Raw genomic sequence first — 18,381 nt, 5'->3', positions numbered from 1 at the left:
CAGATGATTGAATTCCGATTGAAACGTAGTAAAGCTTCGGATTTTTCTCTACGTCATAAGATACGAGTATATGATTATTCCCGCAAATTATTGTTGCCACTTTGGCACCACTATGATATATCGCTCGGTCAGGGAGGAAATGATTATGGAAACTGCGCAGGCAAAGAATAATGGGATGGCCGATGATCGGATCACGGCCAGGGTGCCTCACTCCACACGGAGAATCATAGAACGCGCAGCGGCAGTTTATGGAGCGACGATCAGCCAGTTTGTCGTTCAAGCCTCCGTGGAGCGGGCAAATGAAGTCTTGCACAGTATGGAAATGGTTAAACTATCGTCACGGGATGCGCAGATTTTCATTGATTCATTGACCAGACCGCCGGTGCCGAACAAAAAACTGCAGGAAGCTTTTCGCGCCCATAAGCGCCTTGTCGAATCCCGAGATTGAGATGACAGCGAATTTAATCATTTGCCTGCTGGATACCAATCACCATGACCGCGATGCCTTCGACTGTGGAGAACCGGCCCTCAACGAGTATTTACAAAAGATGGCACGCCAGCATTTGAAAAAGGGGATCGCCAATACCTATGTATTGGTAAACCAGTCAGAGTCTCAGAGAATCCTGGGATTCTTTACACTCTCTTTTTTGGAGGTGGACTTGTCAGAAGTACCGGAAAAATACGGGAAGAAACTTCCAAGGCTACATCTCCCCGCAGTTAAACTGGGCAGACTGGCCGTTGACAAAAGCTGCCAGGGCAAGAATTATGGCAGACTTCTCCTGGTTGATGCCATGCGACGGGTGGCCGCTGCCATCAGGAATACCGCAGGCGTTGTTGGATTGTTCGTAAATGCGAAGAATCAGAATGTTGCAGCTTTCTACGAAAAGTTCGGATTTATCCCGCTGAGGTACAATCTTTTTTCCCTGATGATCCCCCAGCAAACAATTCTTGGATTATTTCCTGATAAAACCCCTTCCGGACATCCCGGAGAAAGCCTTTGTTATTCTCAAGCTCGAGAGAATCAGGATCGCCTTTAACAAAGACCAGCAGTTTCTGAGCGGTTGGATGTACCTCGATGCAAGCAAAATTTTTGATCCGCTTGAAGGCAAAATAGAACAGCATGGTTTTCAATCAGGGTCTGTAGAGATTTTTCGATGTCGGCGGAGGTACCCACGATTTCATTGACCTTATCTCCGTTAAGTTGGGATATTTTGATATCACTCATAATGATGACTCCTGCGATTGTTTTAAAAATGCCATGGCTGCCTCTTCATTCTTTTCAATCGCGATCTCGACGGCTCGTTTCGCCTGATCCAGGAGGAAGTGGGCTCGTTTGCGGGCGGCTAAGCTTTGTTCAACAAGATCAACAAAAGATTGCTGCCATCTAAGGTTTCCTATCGGAATGCAAATATTTTCGATTGCTTCTATAGTTAGGTTCATTTGCACGCCGCCGGTGCTTTTTTGATGCACCTGCAACTGACCGGCAAGTGAGTTAATGAATAGCGACATAAATTCTGGATGGATAACCTTACGATCCGGACGTGTACGTATAAAATAACTGCCGAATACGGCGTTATTAAATGGTTCTGTAATCGGTACGGCAAGGCCAAGGGTACCGCTTCTGGAAACGAGTACATCTCCGAGGGATACTCGATCCGAAATGCTAGACGCCTGGGTCTTTGAAATATATTGTACCGATTGAGGATTGAAACGTTTGTTGTCAAGATCGGCTATACGTAAAAATGGAATACCCTCAGCCTCATAAACAAGCTTTTCCGACGTACCGTATTTCAGTGGTTCGGAAAAATATTTAATTGGCCGTAGGTCCACGCTATTTACTATTGACAGCTTTCGGATTAGTTCATCGTATTTAGGTTGAAAATGTTCCGCATCCAAACGTCCGGCGGCACAGACATCGCCGGCCTTGCGTTCATAGGTCAAAACTTCCGGCGGCTGCCAATCCTCAAGGCCGAGAGCGCGGAGGAGTGTTTGTTCGGCATGCCGGTAGTACCTGATACTGTTATCAAGAAATATTTTTGCTCCATGGACACTCTTTTCTATGGCCTCCTCAAGCTCAACGGGAAATCTTGGGATATTTATCTGATCCATGTCCTCCAGTAAAAGGCCCATTTGCACAGCGCCCCGCGTGAGGCGGTGTATTTGATATTGTCCGTACCGAGACTTGAGAAAAACTGATAGATAACCAGATTTGATAGTTTGAGGACGAAGAATTGCCAGCTTGCAACTACATGTTGCCTCGGATTCTGAACTGACAAGGCTTAACTCACCGATTGTACCGACTATGGAAAGCAGAGCATCACCCTTACGCAGGTGAGAACGCCTCATATAAGGTAAGGCAAATGCCTGATAAGGTATATAAACGGGCTGCGCCTGTTCTATAAAGAAGTGCCCGGTAGCGTCCTGACCGCGATAGTAGGGAATCCCTTCTTCTTGAAATTCATCGCTGATGCTGAAATGATTGCCATCTGAAATGCTGGCCACTTTCGTTAGCGCTTCCGTTTGTATTTGTTTTAAGCATCCGGCAACATCCAGAAACGATTTGCCAAAGAACTCCGCATCTATCCTCATAGTTCGTTCAAGTTCCGATAGATGTATCTCCGCTACTTCCAGCCCCTCCAACAAAGCCCTGTACTTGGCCTCGTCAAAGGGGCTTGTCAAAAAAAACTTAGGCCCTCTTTCTTGGCAAATTCGGCGAAGGCCTCGGTGATGCCGTCCTGGGTCAGGCCGTCGTGATTGAACAGGTCGTGTTGGACGATCCAATGGCCGTGGGCGTCCCGGACCCGTTCTTTGGTCTCGATGGGCATGACCATGTTCAGGGATTTTTCAACTTTATCCAAACCGCCGAAATCGTTTTCAATGCCTTCCAGATTCATCGTTGCGTTTTGGCCGCCTTCCTTGATCCTGTAGATGGTGGCCCTCTTTACGGTGCCATATTTTTTCAGGAAATCAGGGCGATCATACTTGTTTAACGTGCTTTTGTTTGACGTTTCGTCCGTCTCGAAGATGGAAACCTTTGGCCTTTCGACAAAGATCTTGTCGCCCGAAGAATCCTTGGAAGGCAGCTTCTGGGTGGCGAAGAAGATATTGTAATCTTGAACCCGAGGACAGAGGGGACCGGCGGCGGGATCGTCATTCCACTTCTGGACGAACAGGACGCTGGTCTTCGTGCCTGTGTGGGGTTTGAAAGTGCTCGGATGGAGGCCCACGACGGCCAGGATGCGGCACTTTTCCGCGATGAACTCACGCACCCTCTTGTCGCTTGCATTGTTGAACCGGCCTTGCGGCAAAACAATGGCCATGCGCCCGCCGGGCCTCAGAAAATCAAGGTTACGTTCGATAAACAGCAGGTCGCGACCAACGGCGTTCTCCAGTTTTCCCTGAGAGCCGTCCTTACTGAGCTTGTGGGCAAGTTCATAGGAGGACAGCATGTCCGTCTGTTTAATATCCCCGGCAAAGGGCGGATTCGCCATCAAAATATCAAACTGGAAGGCCCGGAAACCATCTTTTGACGCGCGCAGCTTGCGGATCTTTTTCCAGCCCTCGTTGTAGGTGTCCACCCAGTCCTGCTGCTTGATCGTTTCGTCCCACTTGCGCCAATCCAGGGTGTTGAGGTGGAGGACGTTGGTCTGGCCGTCACCGGCGATGAGGTTCAGGCAGCGGGCGACACGGACGCTTTTCTCATCAAAGTCTACGGCAAAGACCTTGTCACGGACATAATCCTTACAGCGTTGCGGCTTTTCTTCCATCGTAAAGAGGTGGGACGCCTCAATCCCTTCATCCACCATAATTTGCCGCCAGACATGAAAGATGCCATGCACGGTGAAGCCGGCAGAGCCGCAGGCAGGATCGATCAGCGTTTCGTCCTCCTTGGGGTTAAGCATCCTCACACACATGTCGATAACCCAGCGCGGTGTGAAATATTGTCCCTTCTCTCCCTTGGCCGACTTCGTGACCAGATACTCAAAGGCGTCGTCAATGACATCGAGGTTGGAGTTGAAGAGCTTCCATTCTTCCAGGGAACCGACGCAGACCTGAAGATGATCGGGTGTGAGCTTGATCTTTTCGTCATCGGGAAAGACGCCTTCCCACTCCTTTCTGGCATCATCAAAGAGATTCTGGATGTTGGCCTTGAGCTGGGCGGCCGTATTGGCGTTGCGGAAGCGCAGATATTTGTAATGGCCGCGATAACAGGCCAGTTCGTCATACAGCTTGGTGAAAATGAGTTTGAAGACCTCCTCAAACACATCCACGCCGGCATTGGCCAAAACTTCATCTTCCATATCTTCGATAAGCTGACGAAGCGATCGGGCGCGCAGCCCATCCTTTTCACGGGCCTGTTCTTTATCGATAAGCGTCTGGATGGTCCACGGCTGTCCGATGATGTCGTCAATGATTTGCGAGCTTGTGGGGATGTCAGGAATCTCAATAAAATAATTAGGATTTTTTCGATGCCAGACGATGATTTGGGCCCCATCGCTCCAAAGGGCAAGGGGGGCGCCCGTGGCATGGGTATAGGATTTGAGCTGTTCTTTTCCGCCTTTCGCGGTGGGCTGTTTTACTTCGATGATCAGATAGGGAACGGTGGGCCGGTCGGCGTCAAAGATCACTATATCGGCCCTTTTCGACGTATCTCTGCCGAAGGTGATGGGATACTCGACGGCCAAGCGGGAGAGGGAATAACCATAGTCCAATAGGAGGCGTTGAATCCACAATTGCCGGACAACTTCCTCCGGCTTGACCTGGATCTCCTTCCCCCGTACCGGGCATTTGAGATAGTTTTTGCCGTTCTTCTCCAGCAGGCCGGCTTCAACGGCCTTGATCGTTTTGACGTTGAATAAACTTAATGATGACAAGGCCTTTGCGGTGTTCAGCGTATCGGTAAGTTTCATTGGGTTGGACCTCTCAGGGGGAAACAAGCCAGTTCCCTTTCCTGCATGGTTACATGATAGGATGGCCGTTTATGCAGCAGGGCCGAAAGTAACAAAAAAAGGAAATAGATTCAATGTAGATCTTTAATATTTTAAAACGTCACCGATCTTGAGTCTGCCTGAGCATTACACAAGGAAAGCTGCGACACAAAAGCATCAACCTCGTTTATTGAGTTCAATAAATAACCAGTGATCAAGAGAGATTATTTCTCGGGATCGGCAACATATCCTGGTAAAAATTTCATAAATTGCATGATCTTGCCCGCATCCGTTCCGAATACTCTCTTGACCCGGTAATGTTACTCGGTCAGATGATCTGGCTGATATGCATGGCCTTGAATTTGTGGCCACTGTTATGCGCTGCCTTGGTAAGCTGGATCAGGCAGCCGGGGCAGGCGGTCACAACGATGCCGGCGCCCGTTGCCTCGATGTGTTGCTGTTTCTTCGCGAGGATGTTTGCTGCAATACCGGGATAATCCATATGGAATGATCCTGCCCCGCCGCAGCAGGTGTCGGCTGCGTCCATCTCGACGAAAGTTCCGGCCGCTTGCAGGAGATTGCGCGGCTGCTTCCTGATGCCCTGACCTCTCACGAGATGGCAGGGGTCATGATAAGTGAAGGTGACGTCCACGTGCTGCCGCGGTCGGTAGCCGACGCCGTCCAAGTATTCCGTCAGGTCCATCGCCTTGCGGCTGAAGGCGGCGGCCCGCTCTTGCCAGTCCGGATCGTCGTCAAGATATGAACCGATGTGCTTGAGCGTGCCGCTGCAGCTCGCGCAGTCGCTCACGACGACGTCATAGTCCTCGTAAAGCCGGATGTTTTCTTTGGCGAGGGACAGGAACTCATTGCGCATACCGTGGGCGAGGTGCGGCAGCCCGCAGCACACATTATCCTTTATTATTAATGGTGTGGTGGCCTGTAGAATTTTACGCGTCTCGGCGGAAGCCGCGGGGAACATCATCCGCATGCCGCATCCCTGGAAATAAGCCACTTTTGTCGTTGCCGTGACAGCCACGCTGGTGGGCGGCGCCTGCCATCCGAGGGCGGCCGGTCCAGCGAAAGCCGCCAGGAATTGCACCCGAGTATACTCTTCCGGCACAACGCCGTAGGGAAGCAAGTTGTTGAGGGAAAACCTGCGCAGGAGCGCAAGCGTGCCGGCCGCGAGCTTCACTAAGGAGCGATTCTTGAGGATACCGCCCAAGGCCCTGTATTTTACGTTCTTCCCTCCGGCCCGGTTCATGAGGTACTGGCGCAGGTTGATCATCGCCTCGTCAGTCCTGATCCTGTTCGGGCATGATTCAACGCAGGCCTGACACAACAGGCAGAAATTCACCACCGCGAGCACCTCCGGCGTCGGCTCGACGCCACCCTCAGCCAGGGCCCGCGTCAGCGCGTTCTTGCCCCTCGCACTCGCGGTTTCGACGTCCCGTGCTCCGAAGAGGGGGCAGACAGGCAGACAGGCACCACAGCGATCACACTGGCTGACCGTCATTTGCGCTTTTTGCAGCAATTTGTTGTCTGTTTTCTCTCCCGTCATCACCATATTTTTCCGGGGTTCAAGATACCCTTCGGGTCGAGTGCCTGCTTGATGGCTTTCAGGGTTTGCACACCGGCAACGCCCAGGGCCTGGGAGAGATACGACTGCTTGGTGACGCCGATACCGTGTTCGCCGGAGAGTGTTCCGCCCACGGCCAGGGCCGCCGCAAAAATCTCGTCCACTGCCTGGTGGACTCGCTCGGCCTCTTCCTGGTTGCTCAGGTCGCAGAGGACCGACGGATGAAGGTTGCCGTCGCCTGCATGGCCGTAAACAGCGATAATAAGCTTGAATTTTTCGGCGATGGCGCGGATGCGGCGCACTACTTCGGGGAAGGCGTCGCGGGGGACGGAAATGTCTTCGCCGAGCCGGTTGGGCGCGAGGCCGGCGACGGCCGAACTTAATCCCCGCCGGATGGCCCACAGCTCGTCGGCCTCCTGTGGCGACCGGGCTAAACGGAACTCGAGGGATCCGCACTCTCTGGCTATAGCCTCGATCCGTCCGGCCTGCCTGGCGAGAACATCGTCTTCGTCGCCGTCAATTTCGATGACGATGCAGGCTTCGCCGGCCGGGGCGAAGTCGCTTTGTCCATGCCGCGCCACAGCGTCGAGACAAATCTTGTCCATGATTTCGGCGGCGGAGGGCACGATTCCCGCGTGCAGCATCTTATGAATCATCATGCAACCGTCGTCGAGGGATTGAAACATAATCCGGAGCGTGCCGCGCCGCTTCGGCATGGCAATGAGTTTGAGCAACACATTGGTGATGATGCCGAGGGTCCCTTCGGAGCCCGTCAAGAGGCTCGTCAGATCGTAACCGGTAACGTTTTTTATCGCCTTGCCGCCGGTTTGGAGTACCGTACCGTCGGCCATAACTACTTCGAGGCCCATAACGTAATCGCCGGTCACACCGTACTTGACGGCCCGCATACCGCCGGCGTTCTCCGCTACGTTGCCGCCGAGGGTGGAAACCTTCCAGCTCGCCGGGTCAGGTGGATAGAAGAGACCTTGGGCGGCGCAGCAGTTGTAGAGATCGAAAGTGCGAACCCCGGCCTCGGCAGTGACCATCATGTTTTTTTCATCCAATTCGATGATTTTCGTCATGCGGTCGAGGGAAAGGGCAATGCCGCCCCTCAGGGGTACGCTGCCGCCCGTGCGGCCAGTGGCAGCGCCCCGCGGCGTGACGGGAAGGGCGTGTTCGTAAGCGATGGCCATCACTTGCGATACTTCCGCCGTCGTCAGCGGCCGCACAACGAGGTCCGGCCTATGCGCCGGCAGCAGCGGCATAAATGAGGCGTCATAAGAATAGGAAAAGCGGTCCACATCGGACTCGAGAACATTTACCGGTCCTACGATAGTGCGGATTTCTTTCTTGATTTCCGGGGTGATCATTGGTTTATTATTGCAGCAGACGTCCCAACCGGTTCCATCTGACACTTATATCCTCGTTGTTCCATGACCAGTATATGATAAAAGCCTTGCCCAGCACATCGCGCTGTTCAACAAAACCCCAGAAGCGGCTGTCGTAACTCTGGTCCCGGTTGTCTCCCATCACAAAAAGGCTCCCTGGCGGAACAGTCTTGGGACCAAAGTTATCACGGGGCTGGGCTGCGCCCGGAATGACCATGTCGTCCACATAGACCCCATAGCTGTCTTTATAAGGCATACTGTTTAGATAGATTTTCTTGTCCTTGATCTCTATCGTGTCGCCGCTCACGCCGATTACCCGCTTGACAAAATCCTTGGAACGATCTTCCGGATAGATGAAGACGACGATATCCCCGCGCTTCGGGTCACTGATCGGGATCAGCATCTTTCTGATAATGGGTATCTTGATTCCGTAGATGAATTTGGTTACCAATAGATGGTCGCCAATCTGCAGGGTCGGCTTCATGGAGCCGGAGGGAATCTTGAACGCCTGAATAATAAACGTGCGGATAAAGAAGGCGATCACCACAGCGATGACAATCGCCTCTACGTATTCACGTAATTTTGATTTTACATCCATCTTGCTTCAATCCTTTGGTGAAATCAGGAATAGATACTTAAAAGTGTAACGATAGCCATGACTAAGGCGCAGGAGCCTTTCGCAAATATGGCCGCCGCCGAGGTCAGCATTGTGCGTGCCGAAGTACGGTGTACGGGCTTCCGCTTGCTTTGCCGGATCAGCTCCACCATGAAAAAGCCGGCAAAACCGCCTAAAAATATCCCCAGCAGCGTTCCGAGTCCCCAAAGCAGCGGAGTCAGACACATTGCGCCCAGCAGGCCACCGGCCAGAGAAGCCAGGATACCGGACAACGAAGGTCCGAAGCGGATTTTATTCTTAAATTCTACGGTAAAACCTATCCCTTCGGCGACGATCGAAAGCAGTATTAAAAGCACGATCGTCCCCACGCCAATTGTATGAAAGCCCGTCAGCAAGGCATAAAAAAACACGCTGCCCAGGATGAGAATTGTGCCGGGCAGACCGATTACGGCGCCATAAATGCCGGCAAAAAGCAGCAGGATGAAAATGGTTAAGCCGGCTAATTCCAGAGGCGGCACGCTTATTTTCTCCTCATCTTGGAAGGGCTTATCTTTTCCCAGGCCAGGACGATCGGGGTCGCTATGAAAATGGAAGAATAGGTCCCCACAAAGACTCCTACCATCATGGCAAAGGCAAAGTCGTGGATGACCTCTCCGCCCAGGAAAAATAAAATGACGACGACGATAAAGACCGTGAGGGAAGTAAGAATGGTTCTGCTTAAGGTTTCGTTAATGCTGCCGTTGATAATCTCGCCGAAATCTTTTTTGCTGCTTTTCCGGAGATTTTCCCTGATCCGGTCGCAAACGACGATGGTGTCGTTGATGGAATAGCCGATGATAGTTAGGAGGGCCGCCACGATCGTTAAAGTGAATTCTTTATCCAGCAGGGAAAGCGCGCCAATGGTAAGGATGACATCATGGATGAGGGCGACGATCCCGCCCACGGCGTAACGGAATTCAAACCGCCAGGCGATATAAATCAGCATGCCGATCCAGGAAAAGACGATTGCCAGGACCGCCTTCTGGGTGAGATCCTTGCCTACCTTTGGTCCCACGACTTCCACCCGTCGAATGTCAATGCTTCCTTTACCGTAAGCGCTGCTTAGGGCTTCCTCAATACGGGTGGATAGTCCTTTGAGATCGGTACTCGATTCTGCCGTGCGGATCACCACTTCCCGGTCACTGAACTGCTGGATAATACTGCTTCCCAGTTTGATCGTATCCAGTGCTTGCCGTAGCTTTTCCGTCGTCGTTGCCTGCTGGAATTTTACCTGCACCAGGGTGCCGCCCGCAAAGTCAATGCCCAAATTCAAACCGCCGTGCAGGATTACCGAGGCAAAACTGATGACGATTCCGGTGATGGAGATGGCAAACCAAAGCTTCATGTTGCCCACAAAGTTGATATTAATAGATTGTTTTATAATTTCCATGCAGGTCTCCTCAAGCACTGCCCCTCAAAGGCAGCTTGTTTATACGCTGATCGTCTGGATTTTTTTGTTCCAGATGAAATAATCAAAGATGATCCTCGTGACAAAGATAGCGGTAAACATGCTCACCACGATACCGATGCTGAGGGTGACCGCAAAACCTTTGACCGGTCCCGTGCCGAACTGAAACAGGAACAGTGCGGCAATCAGGGTGGTGACATTGGAATCCAGGATGGTCGTAAAGGCCTTGCTGTAGCCGGCTTCAATGGCGGCGCGAGCGGTCTTCCCCCCCCGCAGCTCTTCCCGGATGCGTTCAAAGATCAGCACGTTGGCGTCTACCGCCATACCGATGGTCAGCACGATGCCGGCAATGCCGGGTATGGTCAGGGTGGCGCGAAAGGCCGCCAGGGCGCCCAGGAGAATGATGATGTTCATCATCAGGGCGGTGTTCGCAACCAGACCGGACAGCTTGTAATATACCACCATGAAGATGATGACCAAAACCGCGCCGATAATGGTAGACCATACGCCCTTTTCGATGGAATCCTGCCCGAGGGAAGGTCCGACAGTCCTCTCCTCAAGGATATTTACGGGGGCAGGCAGCGCGCCGGCCCTCAGCACGATGGCCAGGTCCTTGGCCTCATCAATGGTGAAGGAGCCCGTAATCTGGGCTTGACCGCCGGCAATCCTTTCCTGGATCACAGGCGCCGAGTGCACCGTGCCGTCCAGGACGATGGCCATGCGTTTTTTTACGTTTTCTCCCGTAATACGTTCAAAGTCAGTGGCGCCTTGGGGATTGAACTTGATTCCTACATAGGATTCCCCAAAACGGTCGCTGATCTTGACCTGGGCGCTTTCCAGGGATTCGCCAGTCAGCAGGGTTTTGGTTTTCAGCAGGTAGGGGACACTGTTCTTGCGGCCCGTTTCCCTGTCCTGACTGAGACCGTAAACAATGGCGCTTCCTTCGGGGATGTTTCCCTTCAGGGCTTCATCCAGACTTTGTTCGTCGTTTACCATTTTGAATTCCAGCAAGGCCGTTTTGCCGATCAGGTTTTTAGCCCGGGCCGTGTCCTTGACGCCCGGCAGTTGCACGATAATGCGATCCATCCCCTCGGGGATAATCTCCGGTTCCGAAACACCGAATTGATCAACCCGGTTGCGGATCGTCTCGAGGCTTTGTTCGACGGCCAGCTTCTTGATTTCCGCTACCCGCCTGGGCCTGAACCGCAGGGTGGCCGTTTCTTTGCCGGCCGTGGTTTGCGAAGCGGCAATCTCCAGATCGGGAAAATGTTCCTTGAGAATATTCTCCATGGCGCCGCCCGGCGCTCCATCCTGCATCTCGATGACAATATTGCCTTGCTTGCGCTCCAGGCTCCGGAAACGGACCTTATTTTCCATCAGCGTTTCCTTGAGATTATTCGTTGTTCTTTCCAGGGTGCTTTCCACGGCTTTTTCCGTGTCCACCTCAAGGACTAAGTGCGTACCACCCTGCAGGTCAAGGCCCAGATGGATCTTTTCCTTGGTCAGGTGTTCTTTCCAGAAGGCGGGAAGGTTGTCCGTCAAGGAAGGCAGCAGGTAAAAGATCGCCACCAGGCAAATGGCTGCGGCCAAGGCTGACCTCAATTTTATGCTCTTAAACATGGATTACCCCTATTCTTTGGCTGCCTTTTGCAGGATTGAGACGACGAAGCTTCTGGAGACCTTTACCCGTACCTTATCAGCTATCTCCATGGTTACGACTGTATCGGTAAGACCGGTGATCTTCCCCTGCAGTCCGCCGGAGGTTAGTATTACGTCACCATAAGTAAGGTTGGTAAGCATTTCTTTGAGTTCTTTCTGTTTCTTTTGTTGCGGTCTGATGATCAGAAAATAGAAAATGGCGAAAAGAACGGCCATCATGACGAAAAAACTGGGATCCGCGCCCCCCGCCCCAAATCCGCCCCCCCCGCCCATGGCGTAAGCTGTACTTAGCAATGTTGTATCCTCCTTGTTATTTTAAAAACTCTTTGCTGAACTCCCCGTAACGGTCCTCGCTGATCGCGGCCCTGATATTTTCCATCAGACGCATATAGTATCTGACGTTGTGAATGGTGCACAGGATCATGGCCAGGATCTCCTTAGCTACAAACAGATGCCTCAGATACGCCCGCGAATAGTTGCGGCAGGCATAACAATCACAGGCTGGATCAACGGGGCCTTCATCATTCCGATAACGGGCGTTCCTTATAACAACCTTTTTCTCATTTGTAAATAGCAATCCGTGGCGGGCGCAGCGGGTCGGAATTACGCAATCAAACATGTCAATCCCCTGACCTGCGCAGCATACGATGTCTTCCGGAGTGCCGGCGCCCATCAGGTATCTCGGACTTTTTTCGGGCAACAGCGGCGTAATCTCCCGAACCAGGTCAAACATGATCTCTTTCGGCTCGCCGACGCTTAATCCCCCCAAGGCATAACCGTCAAAACCGATCCCTATCAGCTCTGCCACCGCACGCTGTCTTAATTCCCGGTAGCAGCCTCCCTGCACGATGCCGAAAAGCGCCTGCTGTCCATCTTTTTTCGCGGCACGGCATTCTCGCGCCCATCTGGTGGTGAGCGCCAGGGATTTTTCGGCCGCCGCCAAGGTGGTCGGATAGGGCGGACACTCGTCGAAACACATCATGATGTCGGAACCGAGGGCTTCCTGAATTTCTACGGCCAGGCGCGGGCTGATAAAATGTTTGGCGCCGTCAAGATGGGAACGGAAGACAACCCCCTCCGAGGTGATTTTCCGCAGGGGAGCCAAACTGAAGACCTGAAAGCCGCCGCTATCCGTCAAAATCGGGCCACGCCACTGCATAAATCTGTGCAACCCGCCGAGATTGCGGATTAATTCGTGCCCCGGCCGGAGGTAGAGATGGTAGGTGTTGCTCAAAACCATCTCTACCCCTGCCTCCTGCAGCATTTCCGGCAGCAGGGCTTTCACCGTGCCCTGGGTGCCCACGGGCATGAAGACCGGTGTCTGCACCTGGCCATGGGTGGTGCTGATCCGCCCCAGCCGTGCCCTCGTGGCAGAATCTTGTTTGATTACCTCGAACTCCATCAGTTATATTTCACGCTTCACCTTTCTCTTTCCACCCTTTTTTATCCGTCAGAGAATCAACATGCAGTCTCCATAACTGTAAAAACGGTAACGTTCCGCAATCGCCTGGCGGTAGGCCTCCCGGATGAGCTCCCGGCCGGCGAATGTACAGACTAAGAGATAGAGGGTGGATTTGGGGAGATGAAAATTGGTCAGCAACGCATTAACCCTTTGGAAGCGGTAACCCGGATAGATGAAAATGTCGGTAGCGGTCCGACCTGCTTGCACTATTCCTTGCTCATCCGTCGCCGCTTCCAGGGTGCGGGCCGAGGTGGTGCCCACGGCCACAACACGTTCGGCATGATTGATTATCGCTGCCGCTACCGCGCTTATTTCATACTGTTCTTCGTCCATGCGGTGGTCTTCCACATCTTCCTCTGCTACCGGACTGAAGGTGCCGTAACCCACATGGAGCGTGACCCGCGCCACGGGAATCCCCTTGCCCTCCAAGGCCGTCAGGACTTCCGGGGAAAAATGCAGGCCGGCGGTGGGGGCGGCCACCGAGCCCGGGATCTGGGCGTATATCGTCTGATATCTCTCCCGGTCTGTAAGCGCTTGCCTCCCCGTTTCCACGCCGCGGCGCTTGATGTACGGAGGCAGAGGAGATGCGCCCTGCTGCTCCAGGAATTCTGCAAAGGGGAGGGACAGCGTAAAGTCCAGCAGCCATTTTTTCTCACTGATCCGGCTGACGATGCACGCCTCACAGCCCTCGGCAAACCGTAATACCATCCCCGGGCGGATACTCTTGGCTGGTCTTAACAGCGCCTCCCAGCACTGCTGTCGGGACGTCCCCTGGTTCTGGCGGGAGAGGAGCAGTATCTCGACCCGGCCGCCGGTCGTTTTTTTACCTGTCAACCGGGCCGGAATAACTCGCGAGTTGTTGACGACGAGGACATCCCCCGGCTGCAGATATTCGGGCAAGGTATTAAAAATGCTGTGCCTGATACTGCCGCTTTGACGGTCAATGATCATCAGACGGGACTGATCTCGTGCCGGCGACGGTTCCTGGGCAATCAGTTCCTCCGGCAGGGAATAATCAAAATCGGCTAATTTCATCGTAGCTTGGCTTCCTCCCACAAACGGTCCATCTCGGCCGGCGTCGTTGTTGCCGGTTGTTTGCCCACCTTGAGCAATGCTGCTTCGATATAGGCGAAGCGTTGGACAAATTTGTGCGAGGCGCCGCGCAGGGAAGCCTCGGCGTCAACATCCAAGAAACGGCAGAGATTTACGAGAGAAAACAGCAGATCGCCCATCTCCTCGGCGATGAGCTCCTGACGGCAAGTCTGCATGGCTTCCTTAAGCTCTGCCAGCTCCTCTTCCACCTTTTTGAGAACACCTTCAGTGTTTTCCCAGTCGAAACCCACCTTGGCTGCCGTCTGCGTGATCTTTTGCGCCCTGATCAGGGCCGGGAGGTCCTTCGCTATCCCCTTCCATTGTTCCTGGTAAGTACCGAGGTTTTTGCCTTCCTGCTTTTTGATAATATCCCAGTTTTCCTTGATTGCAGCCACACTGGCAACGGACTTGGCGCTGAAAACATGGGGGTGACGCCGGATCATTTTTTCTGTAATTCCGGCCATGACGTCGGTCAGGTCAAATTCGGCCTTCTCCTGGGCCAGGTCGGCCAGAAAGATAATGTGAAAAAGCAGGTCGCCCAATTCTTCCTGCAATTCCGCCGGTGCCCTATTTTCGATGGCGTCCACGACTTCATAGGCCTCTTCCAGGAGATAGCGGGCAATATCCTGTTTGTTCTGTTCGCGGTCCCAGAGGCACCCGGACGGCGACCTCAACCTGCTCACAATCTCCATGAGGCGTGCGAGGTTCTGTCCGGCCCCGGCACTTACCTGCATGGATCGGCCTGATTAATTTTCCCGGTGGGGACGCGCCGGAGTGCTATTTTATACATACGCGGCGCACCTGTTTGAAATCTGTAATGCCCTGAATGGCCTTAAGGATACCATCCTGCAGCAGGGTCGTCATGCCCTGTGCCATCGCCATATCGCGCATCTCCTCGACGGTGGCATGCTTCTGGATCAGCCTTTTCACTTCGTCGGTGCCGACCAGAAGTTCGTGGATGCCTACCCGGCCTTTGTAGCCTGACTTATCGCATGCGTCACAGCCTTTCGGCCGATAGAGGGTCAGATCGTCGGTGTAGGGGATGTTTTGCTTGGCGAACAATTCCGGGCCGAAACTCTCCGCCATCTCCTCATACTCCGCCAGGGTCGGATGATAGGCCTCCTTGCAGCTCTTGCATAATGTCCTTATCAGTCGTTGTGCCAGGATGCACAGCAGGGCGTCGGCAAAGTTCAGGGGATCAATACCCATATCCAATAAACGGGTAATGGTTTCCGGGGCGCTGTTGGTGTGAAGGGTACTGAAAACAAGGTGGCCCGTGAGCGACGCTTCGACGCCCGTCTTGGCCGTTTCAAAATCCCGCATTTCACCGACCATGATCACGTCCGGGTCAGCGCGCAGAAAGGCACGCATGGCGGCGGCAAAGTCAAAGCCGATCTTGGGCTGCACCTGTACCTGCCGTAGACCGTATTGCGAGATTTCGACCGGATCTTCAGCCGTCCAGATCTTGCGGTCCGGCGTGTTGATGTGGTGCAGGGCCGCGTGCAGGGTGGTGGTTTTACCGGAACCTGTGGGGCCCACAACCAGTATCATTCCGTATGGTTTTTCCAGTATTTTCAGCAGCTCCGTATAGTTTCTTTTCAAAATGCCCATCGCTTCGAGGGGCATGGCTGCTCCCTTGGCCAGGATACGCATGACCACGTCCTCCACATTGCCCTGCGTGGGGATGGTCGCCACGCGCAACTCTATTTCATCGCCTCCCGGCCGCTTGAACTTTATCTTGCCGTCCTGGGGAATCCTGCGGATCGTGATGTCCAGATTGGACATGATCTTGATGCGGGAAACGAGGGCGCCCCGGTAACTAAACGGCAGGGTTTGGTAAATGGCGCAATCGCCATCCACGCGAAAGCGTACCTCCACGTTTTTCTTGCCAATGTTGGGTTCGACATGGATGTCCGAAGCGCGGCGTTGATAGGCATCGTTGATGATCTTGTTGACTAATTGCATGATGATGCTGTCCGATTCGGTGACTCCCTCCTCATCTTCTTCTCCGGCTTCTTCCTCCACGTCCATACGGCCCAGAATATCGCTGATTGACGACTCATCTTCCGGCGACCGGAAAAAGTAAGTGATATATTTCTGGATATCCTCGGGGAAGGCCACATCATAGCGGACCGCCTTCGTCTTCAGGAGACTTTCAATCATGTCCCTTTTCAGGATGTTGTTGGGGTCATCAACGATAATCTGAATGTTGCCGTCCGGCTTGCCGATGGGCACCCATAATTCCCGGAGCAGATATTCCCTTTTCAGGTTTTTCAGCAGATCTCCCGGGATGGGGAGTTTGTCATTGAATTCAATGAACTTGCAGCGGAAGAACGCCTCAAAGGATTTGCCCATTTCATCCCGGGAAATCGTGTATTTCTTCATCAGGAAGGTTTCGACGGATTCTTTTGCCTCGCGCGCCTCCTCCCAGGCGTTGTCGAGATCTTCCTCCTTGAGCAGGTCACGGGTAATCAGTTGGTCAAACCTTGTTTTTCGCCTGCGGGCATAGCGCTCCTGATTGTAGAAGGCCACACCCAGCACCTCGGCAATCTCCTGGAGGAAACCCTCTTCGTCGGCGGAAAACCTGCCAGCGCCCGCCCCTTTTTTATTAATGATCTGGATGACGCCCATGAGATTGTTGTTGTGAAAGATTGGGGCCGCCAGGTTCTGAGTGGTTTTAAACCCGGTTTTCTTATCCCAGCTGGAGTCAAAGGACAGTTCCTTGTCAATGTTTTGCAGTTCTTTCGTATCGTATGCATCGGCGATATTGACCATTTTTCGCGAATTGGCCACAAAGCCGGCAATGCTCCTGTTACTGACGGGCACCCGTATTTCTCTTACCTGCGTGCCCACAAGGAACATGGAATAGATTTCGTTGCGGGGCTTGTCAACGACATAAATGGTGATGGAGTAGGCATTGAAGAGACTCATGATCCCGTCTTTCAGGTCCACGAGGATCTGCTTGATATTCTGGGCGGCATGGATGCGATTGGTGATGTCCTGGAGCGCCTTGCGGATCAGCAGCTTCTCTTCCAGCTCGCTGATTTCTTTACTTTTGATTTCGTCCGACATTTTCCCCCCCCGTTTGCGGAGTTAGTAACGGCAATTAATTAAATAAATGAGAAACGGGTATGACCATAGATGATAATAAGAAAAAATTCAATAAAGACTTTGCAACTCTCTGGGCCCCGATAAACGGGATAAGTAAGTTTACGAAATCATATTCTGCAAGAATACGCAGAATATGATTTCTAACTTTCTAAGCAGTTACAGCGTGACAATGTCCGGGCGGTTGTGTTATGAGCAGCATGAGAACGCACTTATCCAGTTTATCGCGGTCAGGGTCCGTTTGCGACCCTTCGGAACGCAGATGAAGCTTACGAGATCAAGACATGGCGGACGATTTAAAGAACTTCATCATTGACTGGATCAGGGCCGCCGGTCGCGTCACGTTTGCCCGCTTCATGGACTGGCTCCTTAGTGGCCCGGCAACTTTGCCAGATGAGTGAGATACTCGCAGGAGAAGAAAGATGACCGCTTTAAACATCATGGCTTTGTACGGATCGCCACGGCAGGGCGGGAATACGGAGATGCTGCTGGATGAATTCCTTAAGGGTACTCAAGGCGAGGGTGTCACAGTGGATCGTCTTTATGTTCACGGTACGGCGATTTCTCCCTGCCGTGGATGTCAGGCCTGCTTCCAGAACGGCCGGTGCATTATCACCGATGACATGGAGCAGATTTATCCCCGGTTGTTGGCGGCCGATATCGTTGTCCTGGCTTCCCCCATTTTTTTTTATGGGGTCGCCGGCGGGACCAAAGTCCTGATTGACCGCGCCCAGGCGCTCTGGGGACGGAGATACGTGCTGAAAGATCCTGCTCTGGGCAAGGAAGGCAAGAAAAGGACGGGATTCTTTATTGCCGCAGGCGGGACTAAGGGCCCGAAGATGTTTGAGGGAGCAATCCTGACCGTGAAATATTTTTTTGATGCCTTCAATGTCCAGTATGCAGGAGAGCTGCTCGTCCGGCAGGTGGATGCGAAGGGTGATGTCCTCAAACAGCCGCAGGCCCTGACTGATGCTTTCGCGGCAGGCAGGAGCCTCGTTCAGGAGTTTCGAGGACAGGTTTAAACGTTAAGAATTCATCAACCTTGACTCGCAAAATCGGCTGTGTTAGTTTGTCGCGGGTTTTATATCGCACGATGTAGAAGAAA

General features: G+C 52.9%; 16 protein-coding genes and 1 pseudogene. 3 read left to right on the top strand and 14 right to left on the bottom strand.

Features of this window, described 5'->3' with window-relative positions:
• The first annotated feature begins 145 nt into the window (after window positions 1-145).
• Together NT140_04565 and NT140_04560 are read left to right on the top strand one after the other, a co-directional pair.
• Window positions 146-448: a DUF1778 domain-containing protein gene (locus NT140_04565; protein ID MCX5831150.1), complete on the top strand. Its 303-nt coding sequence runs from the start codon at window positions 146-148 to the stop codon at window positions 446-448.
• Window position 449: 1 nt separating this feature from the next.
• The gene (locus tag NT140_04560) at window positions 450-1,037 is read left to right on the top strand and encodes a GNAT family N-acetyltransferase (protein ID MCX5831149.1); all 588 of its coding nucleotides are present in this window, start codon (window positions 450-452) and stop codon (window positions 1,035-1,037) included.
• Here the strand turns inward: NT140_04560 and NT140_04555 are convergent.
• The 14 genes and pseudogenes from NT140_04555 to NT140_04490 form a co-directional block, all read right to left on the bottom strand.
• Window positions 976-1,131: pseudogene (locus NT140_04555) on the bottom strand (DUF91 domain-containing protein). The gene NT140_04560 and the pseudogene NT140_04555 sit on opposite strands and share 62 nt — an antisense overlap.
• A gap of 90 nt (window positions 1,132-1,221) precedes the next feature.
• Entirely contained in the window at window positions 1,222-2,589 is a 1,368-nt protein-coding gene (locus NT140_04550) for a restriction endonuclease subunit S (GenBank protein MCX5831148.1), read from the bottom strand.
• A gap of 86 nt (window positions 2,590-2,675) precedes the next feature.
• Window positions 2,676-4,910, bottom strand: a complete 2,235-nt coding sequence (locus NT140_04545; GenBank protein ID MCX5831147.1) for an N-6 DNA methylase — start codon at window positions 4,908-4,910, stop codon at window positions 2,676-2,678.
• 346 nt (window positions 4,911-5,256) lie between these two features.
• Window positions 5,257-6,492: a (Fe-S)-binding protein gene (locus NT140_04540; protein MCX5831146.1), complete on the bottom strand. Its 1,236-nt coding sequence runs from the start codon at window positions 6,490-6,492 to the stop codon at window positions 5,257-5,259.
• On the bottom strand, window positions 6,486-7,919 hold the full coding sequence (locus NT140_04535) for an FAD-binding protein (GenBank protein MCX5831145.1): 1,434 nt from the start codon (window positions 7,917-7,919) through the stop codon (window positions 6,486-6,488). Before NT140_04535 ends, NT140_04540 begins: the two co-directional genes overlap by 7 nt.
• Window positions 7,882-8,490: a signal peptidase I gene (gene lepB / locus NT140_04530; protein MCX5831144.1), complete on the bottom strand. Its 609-nt coding sequence runs from the start codon at window positions 8,488-8,490 to the stop codon at window positions 7,882-7,884. Before lepB ends, NT140_04535 begins: the two co-directional genes overlap by 38 nt.
• A gap of 23 nt (window positions 8,491-8,513) precedes the next feature.
• A complete protein-coding gene (locus tag NT140_04525) occupies window positions 8,514-9,026 on the bottom strand; it encodes a DUF456 domain-containing protein (protein MCX5831143.1) in 513 nt (170 codons plus the stop codon).
• A 2-nt stretch (window positions 9,027-9,028) separates the two neighbouring features.
• Window positions 9,029-9,937 (bottom strand): protein translocase subunit SecF, encoded by a 909-nt coding sequence (secF, locus tag NT140_04520; protein MCX5831142.1) that lies wholly within the window; start codon window positions 9,935-9,937, stop codon window positions 9,029-9,031.
• A gap of 39 nt (window positions 9,938-9,976) precedes the next feature.
• On the bottom strand, window positions 9,977-11,575 hold the full coding sequence (gene secD / locus NT140_04515; protein ID MCX5831141.1) for a protein translocase subunit SecD: 1,599 nt from the start codon (window positions 11,573-11,575) through the stop codon (window positions 9,977-9,979).
• A 9-nt stretch (window positions 11,576-11,584) separates the two neighbouring features.
• Complete coding sequence (yajC, locus tag NT140_04510) at window positions 11,585-11,908, bottom strand: preprotein translocase subunit YajC (protein ID MCX5831140.1); 324 nt, start codon at window positions 11,906-11,908, stop codon at window positions 11,585-11,587.
• A gap of 16 nt (window positions 11,909-11,924) precedes the next feature.
• Window positions 11,925-13,016 carry a tRNA guanosine(34) transglycosylase Tgt gene (gene tgt / locus NT140_04505; protein ID MCX5831139.1) on the bottom strand — a complete coding sequence of 364 codons (1,092 nt, stop codon included), beginning with the start codon at window positions 13,014-13,016 and terminating at the stop codon, window positions 11,925-11,927.
• A gap of 48 nt (window positions 13,017-13,064) precedes the next feature.
• Window positions 13,065-14,111 (bottom strand): tRNA preQ1(34) S-adenosylmethionine ribosyltransferase-isomerase QueA, encoded by a 1,047-nt coding sequence (gene queA / locus NT140_04500; GenBank protein ID MCX5831138.1) that lies wholly within the window; start codon window positions 14,109-14,111, stop codon window positions 13,065-13,067.
• Window positions 14,108-14,902: a nucleoside triphosphate pyrophosphohydrolase gene (mazG, locus tag NT140_04495; GenBank protein ID MCX5831137.1), complete on the bottom strand. Its 795-nt coding sequence runs from the start codon at window positions 14,900-14,902 to the stop codon at window positions 14,108-14,110. Before mazG ends, queA begins: the two co-directional genes overlap by 4 nt.
• A gap of 43 nt (window positions 14,903-14,945) precedes the next feature.
• Window positions 14,946-17,240 carry a GspE/PulE family protein gene (locus NT140_04490; GenBank protein MCX5831136.1) on the bottom strand — a complete coding sequence of 765 codons (2,295 nt, stop codon included), beginning with the start codon at window positions 17,238-17,240 and terminating at the stop codon, window positions 14,946-14,948.
• A gap of 458 nt (window positions 17,241-17,698) precedes the next feature.
• Here NT140_04490 and NT140_04485 point away from each other — a divergent pair, with 458 nt between their 5' ends.
• Entirely contained in the window at window positions 17,699-18,298 is a 600-nt protein-coding gene (locus NT140_04485) for a flavodoxin family protein (GenBank protein MCX5831135.1), read from the top strand.
• Window positions 18,299-18,381 lie beyond the last annotated feature (83 nt).

This window comes from Deltaproteobacteria bacterium (assembly GCA_026388415.1).
Lineage (GTDB): Bacteria > Desulfobacterota > Syntrophia > Syntrophales > JACQWR01 > JAPLJV01.
This window is presented reverse-complemented; position numbering and strand designations above follow the sequence as displayed.

What these genes read in the sequence shown, in the direction of transcription:
- NT140_04565 (MCX5831150.1), top strand. Translation starts at nt 146, where the DNA reads ATGGAAACTGCGCAGGCAAAGAATAATGGGATGGCCGATGATCGGATC.
- NT140_04560 (MCX5831149.1), top strand. Translation starts at nt 450, where the DNA reads ATGACAGCGAATTTAATCATTTGCCTGCTGGATACCAATCACCATGAC.
- NT140_04550 (MCX5831148.1), bottom strand. Translation starts at nt 2,589, where the DNA reads ATGAGGATAGATGCGGAGTTCTTTGGCAAATCGTTTCTGGATGTTGCC.
- NT140_04545 (MCX5831147.1), bottom strand. Translation starts at nt 4,910, where the DNA reads ATGAAACTTACCGATACGCTGAACACCGCAAAGGCCTTGTCATCATTA.
- NT140_04540 (MCX5831146.1), bottom strand. Translation starts at nt 6,492, where the DNA reads ATGGTGATGACGGGAGAGAAAACAGACAACAAATTGCTGCAAAAAGCG.
- lepB (MCX5831144.1), bottom strand. Translation starts at nt 8,490, where the DNA reads ATGGATGTAAAATCAAAATTACGTGAATACGTAGAGGCGATTGTCATC.
- secF (MCX5831142.1), bottom strand. Translation starts at nt 9,937, where the DNA reads ATGGAAATTATAAAACAATCTATTAATATCAACTTTGTGGGCAACATG.
- secD (MCX5831141.1), bottom strand. Translation starts at nt 11,575, where the DNA reads ATGTTTAAGAGCATAAAATTGAGGTCAGCCTTGGCCGCAGCCATTTGC.
- tgt (MCX5831139.1), bottom strand. Translation starts at nt 13,016, where the DNA reads ATGGAGTTCGAGGTAATCAAACAAGATTCTGCCACGAGGGCACGGCTG.
- queA (MCX5831138.1), bottom strand. Translation starts at nt 14,111, where the DNA reads ATGAAATTAGCCGATTTTGATTATTCCCTGCCGGAGGAACTGATTGCC.
- mazG (MCX5831137.1), bottom strand. Translation starts at nt 14,902, where the DNA reads ATGCAGGTAAGTGCCGGGGCCGGACAGAACCTCGCACGCCTCATGGAG.
- NT140_04490 (MCX5831136.1), bottom strand. Translation starts at nt 17,240, where the DNA reads ATGTCGGACGAAATCAAAAGTAAAGAAATCAGCGAGCTGGAAGAGAAG.
- NT140_04485 (MCX5831135.1), top strand. Translation starts at nt 17,699, where the DNA reads ATGACCGCTTTAAACATCATGGCTTTGTACGGATCGCCACGGCAGGGC.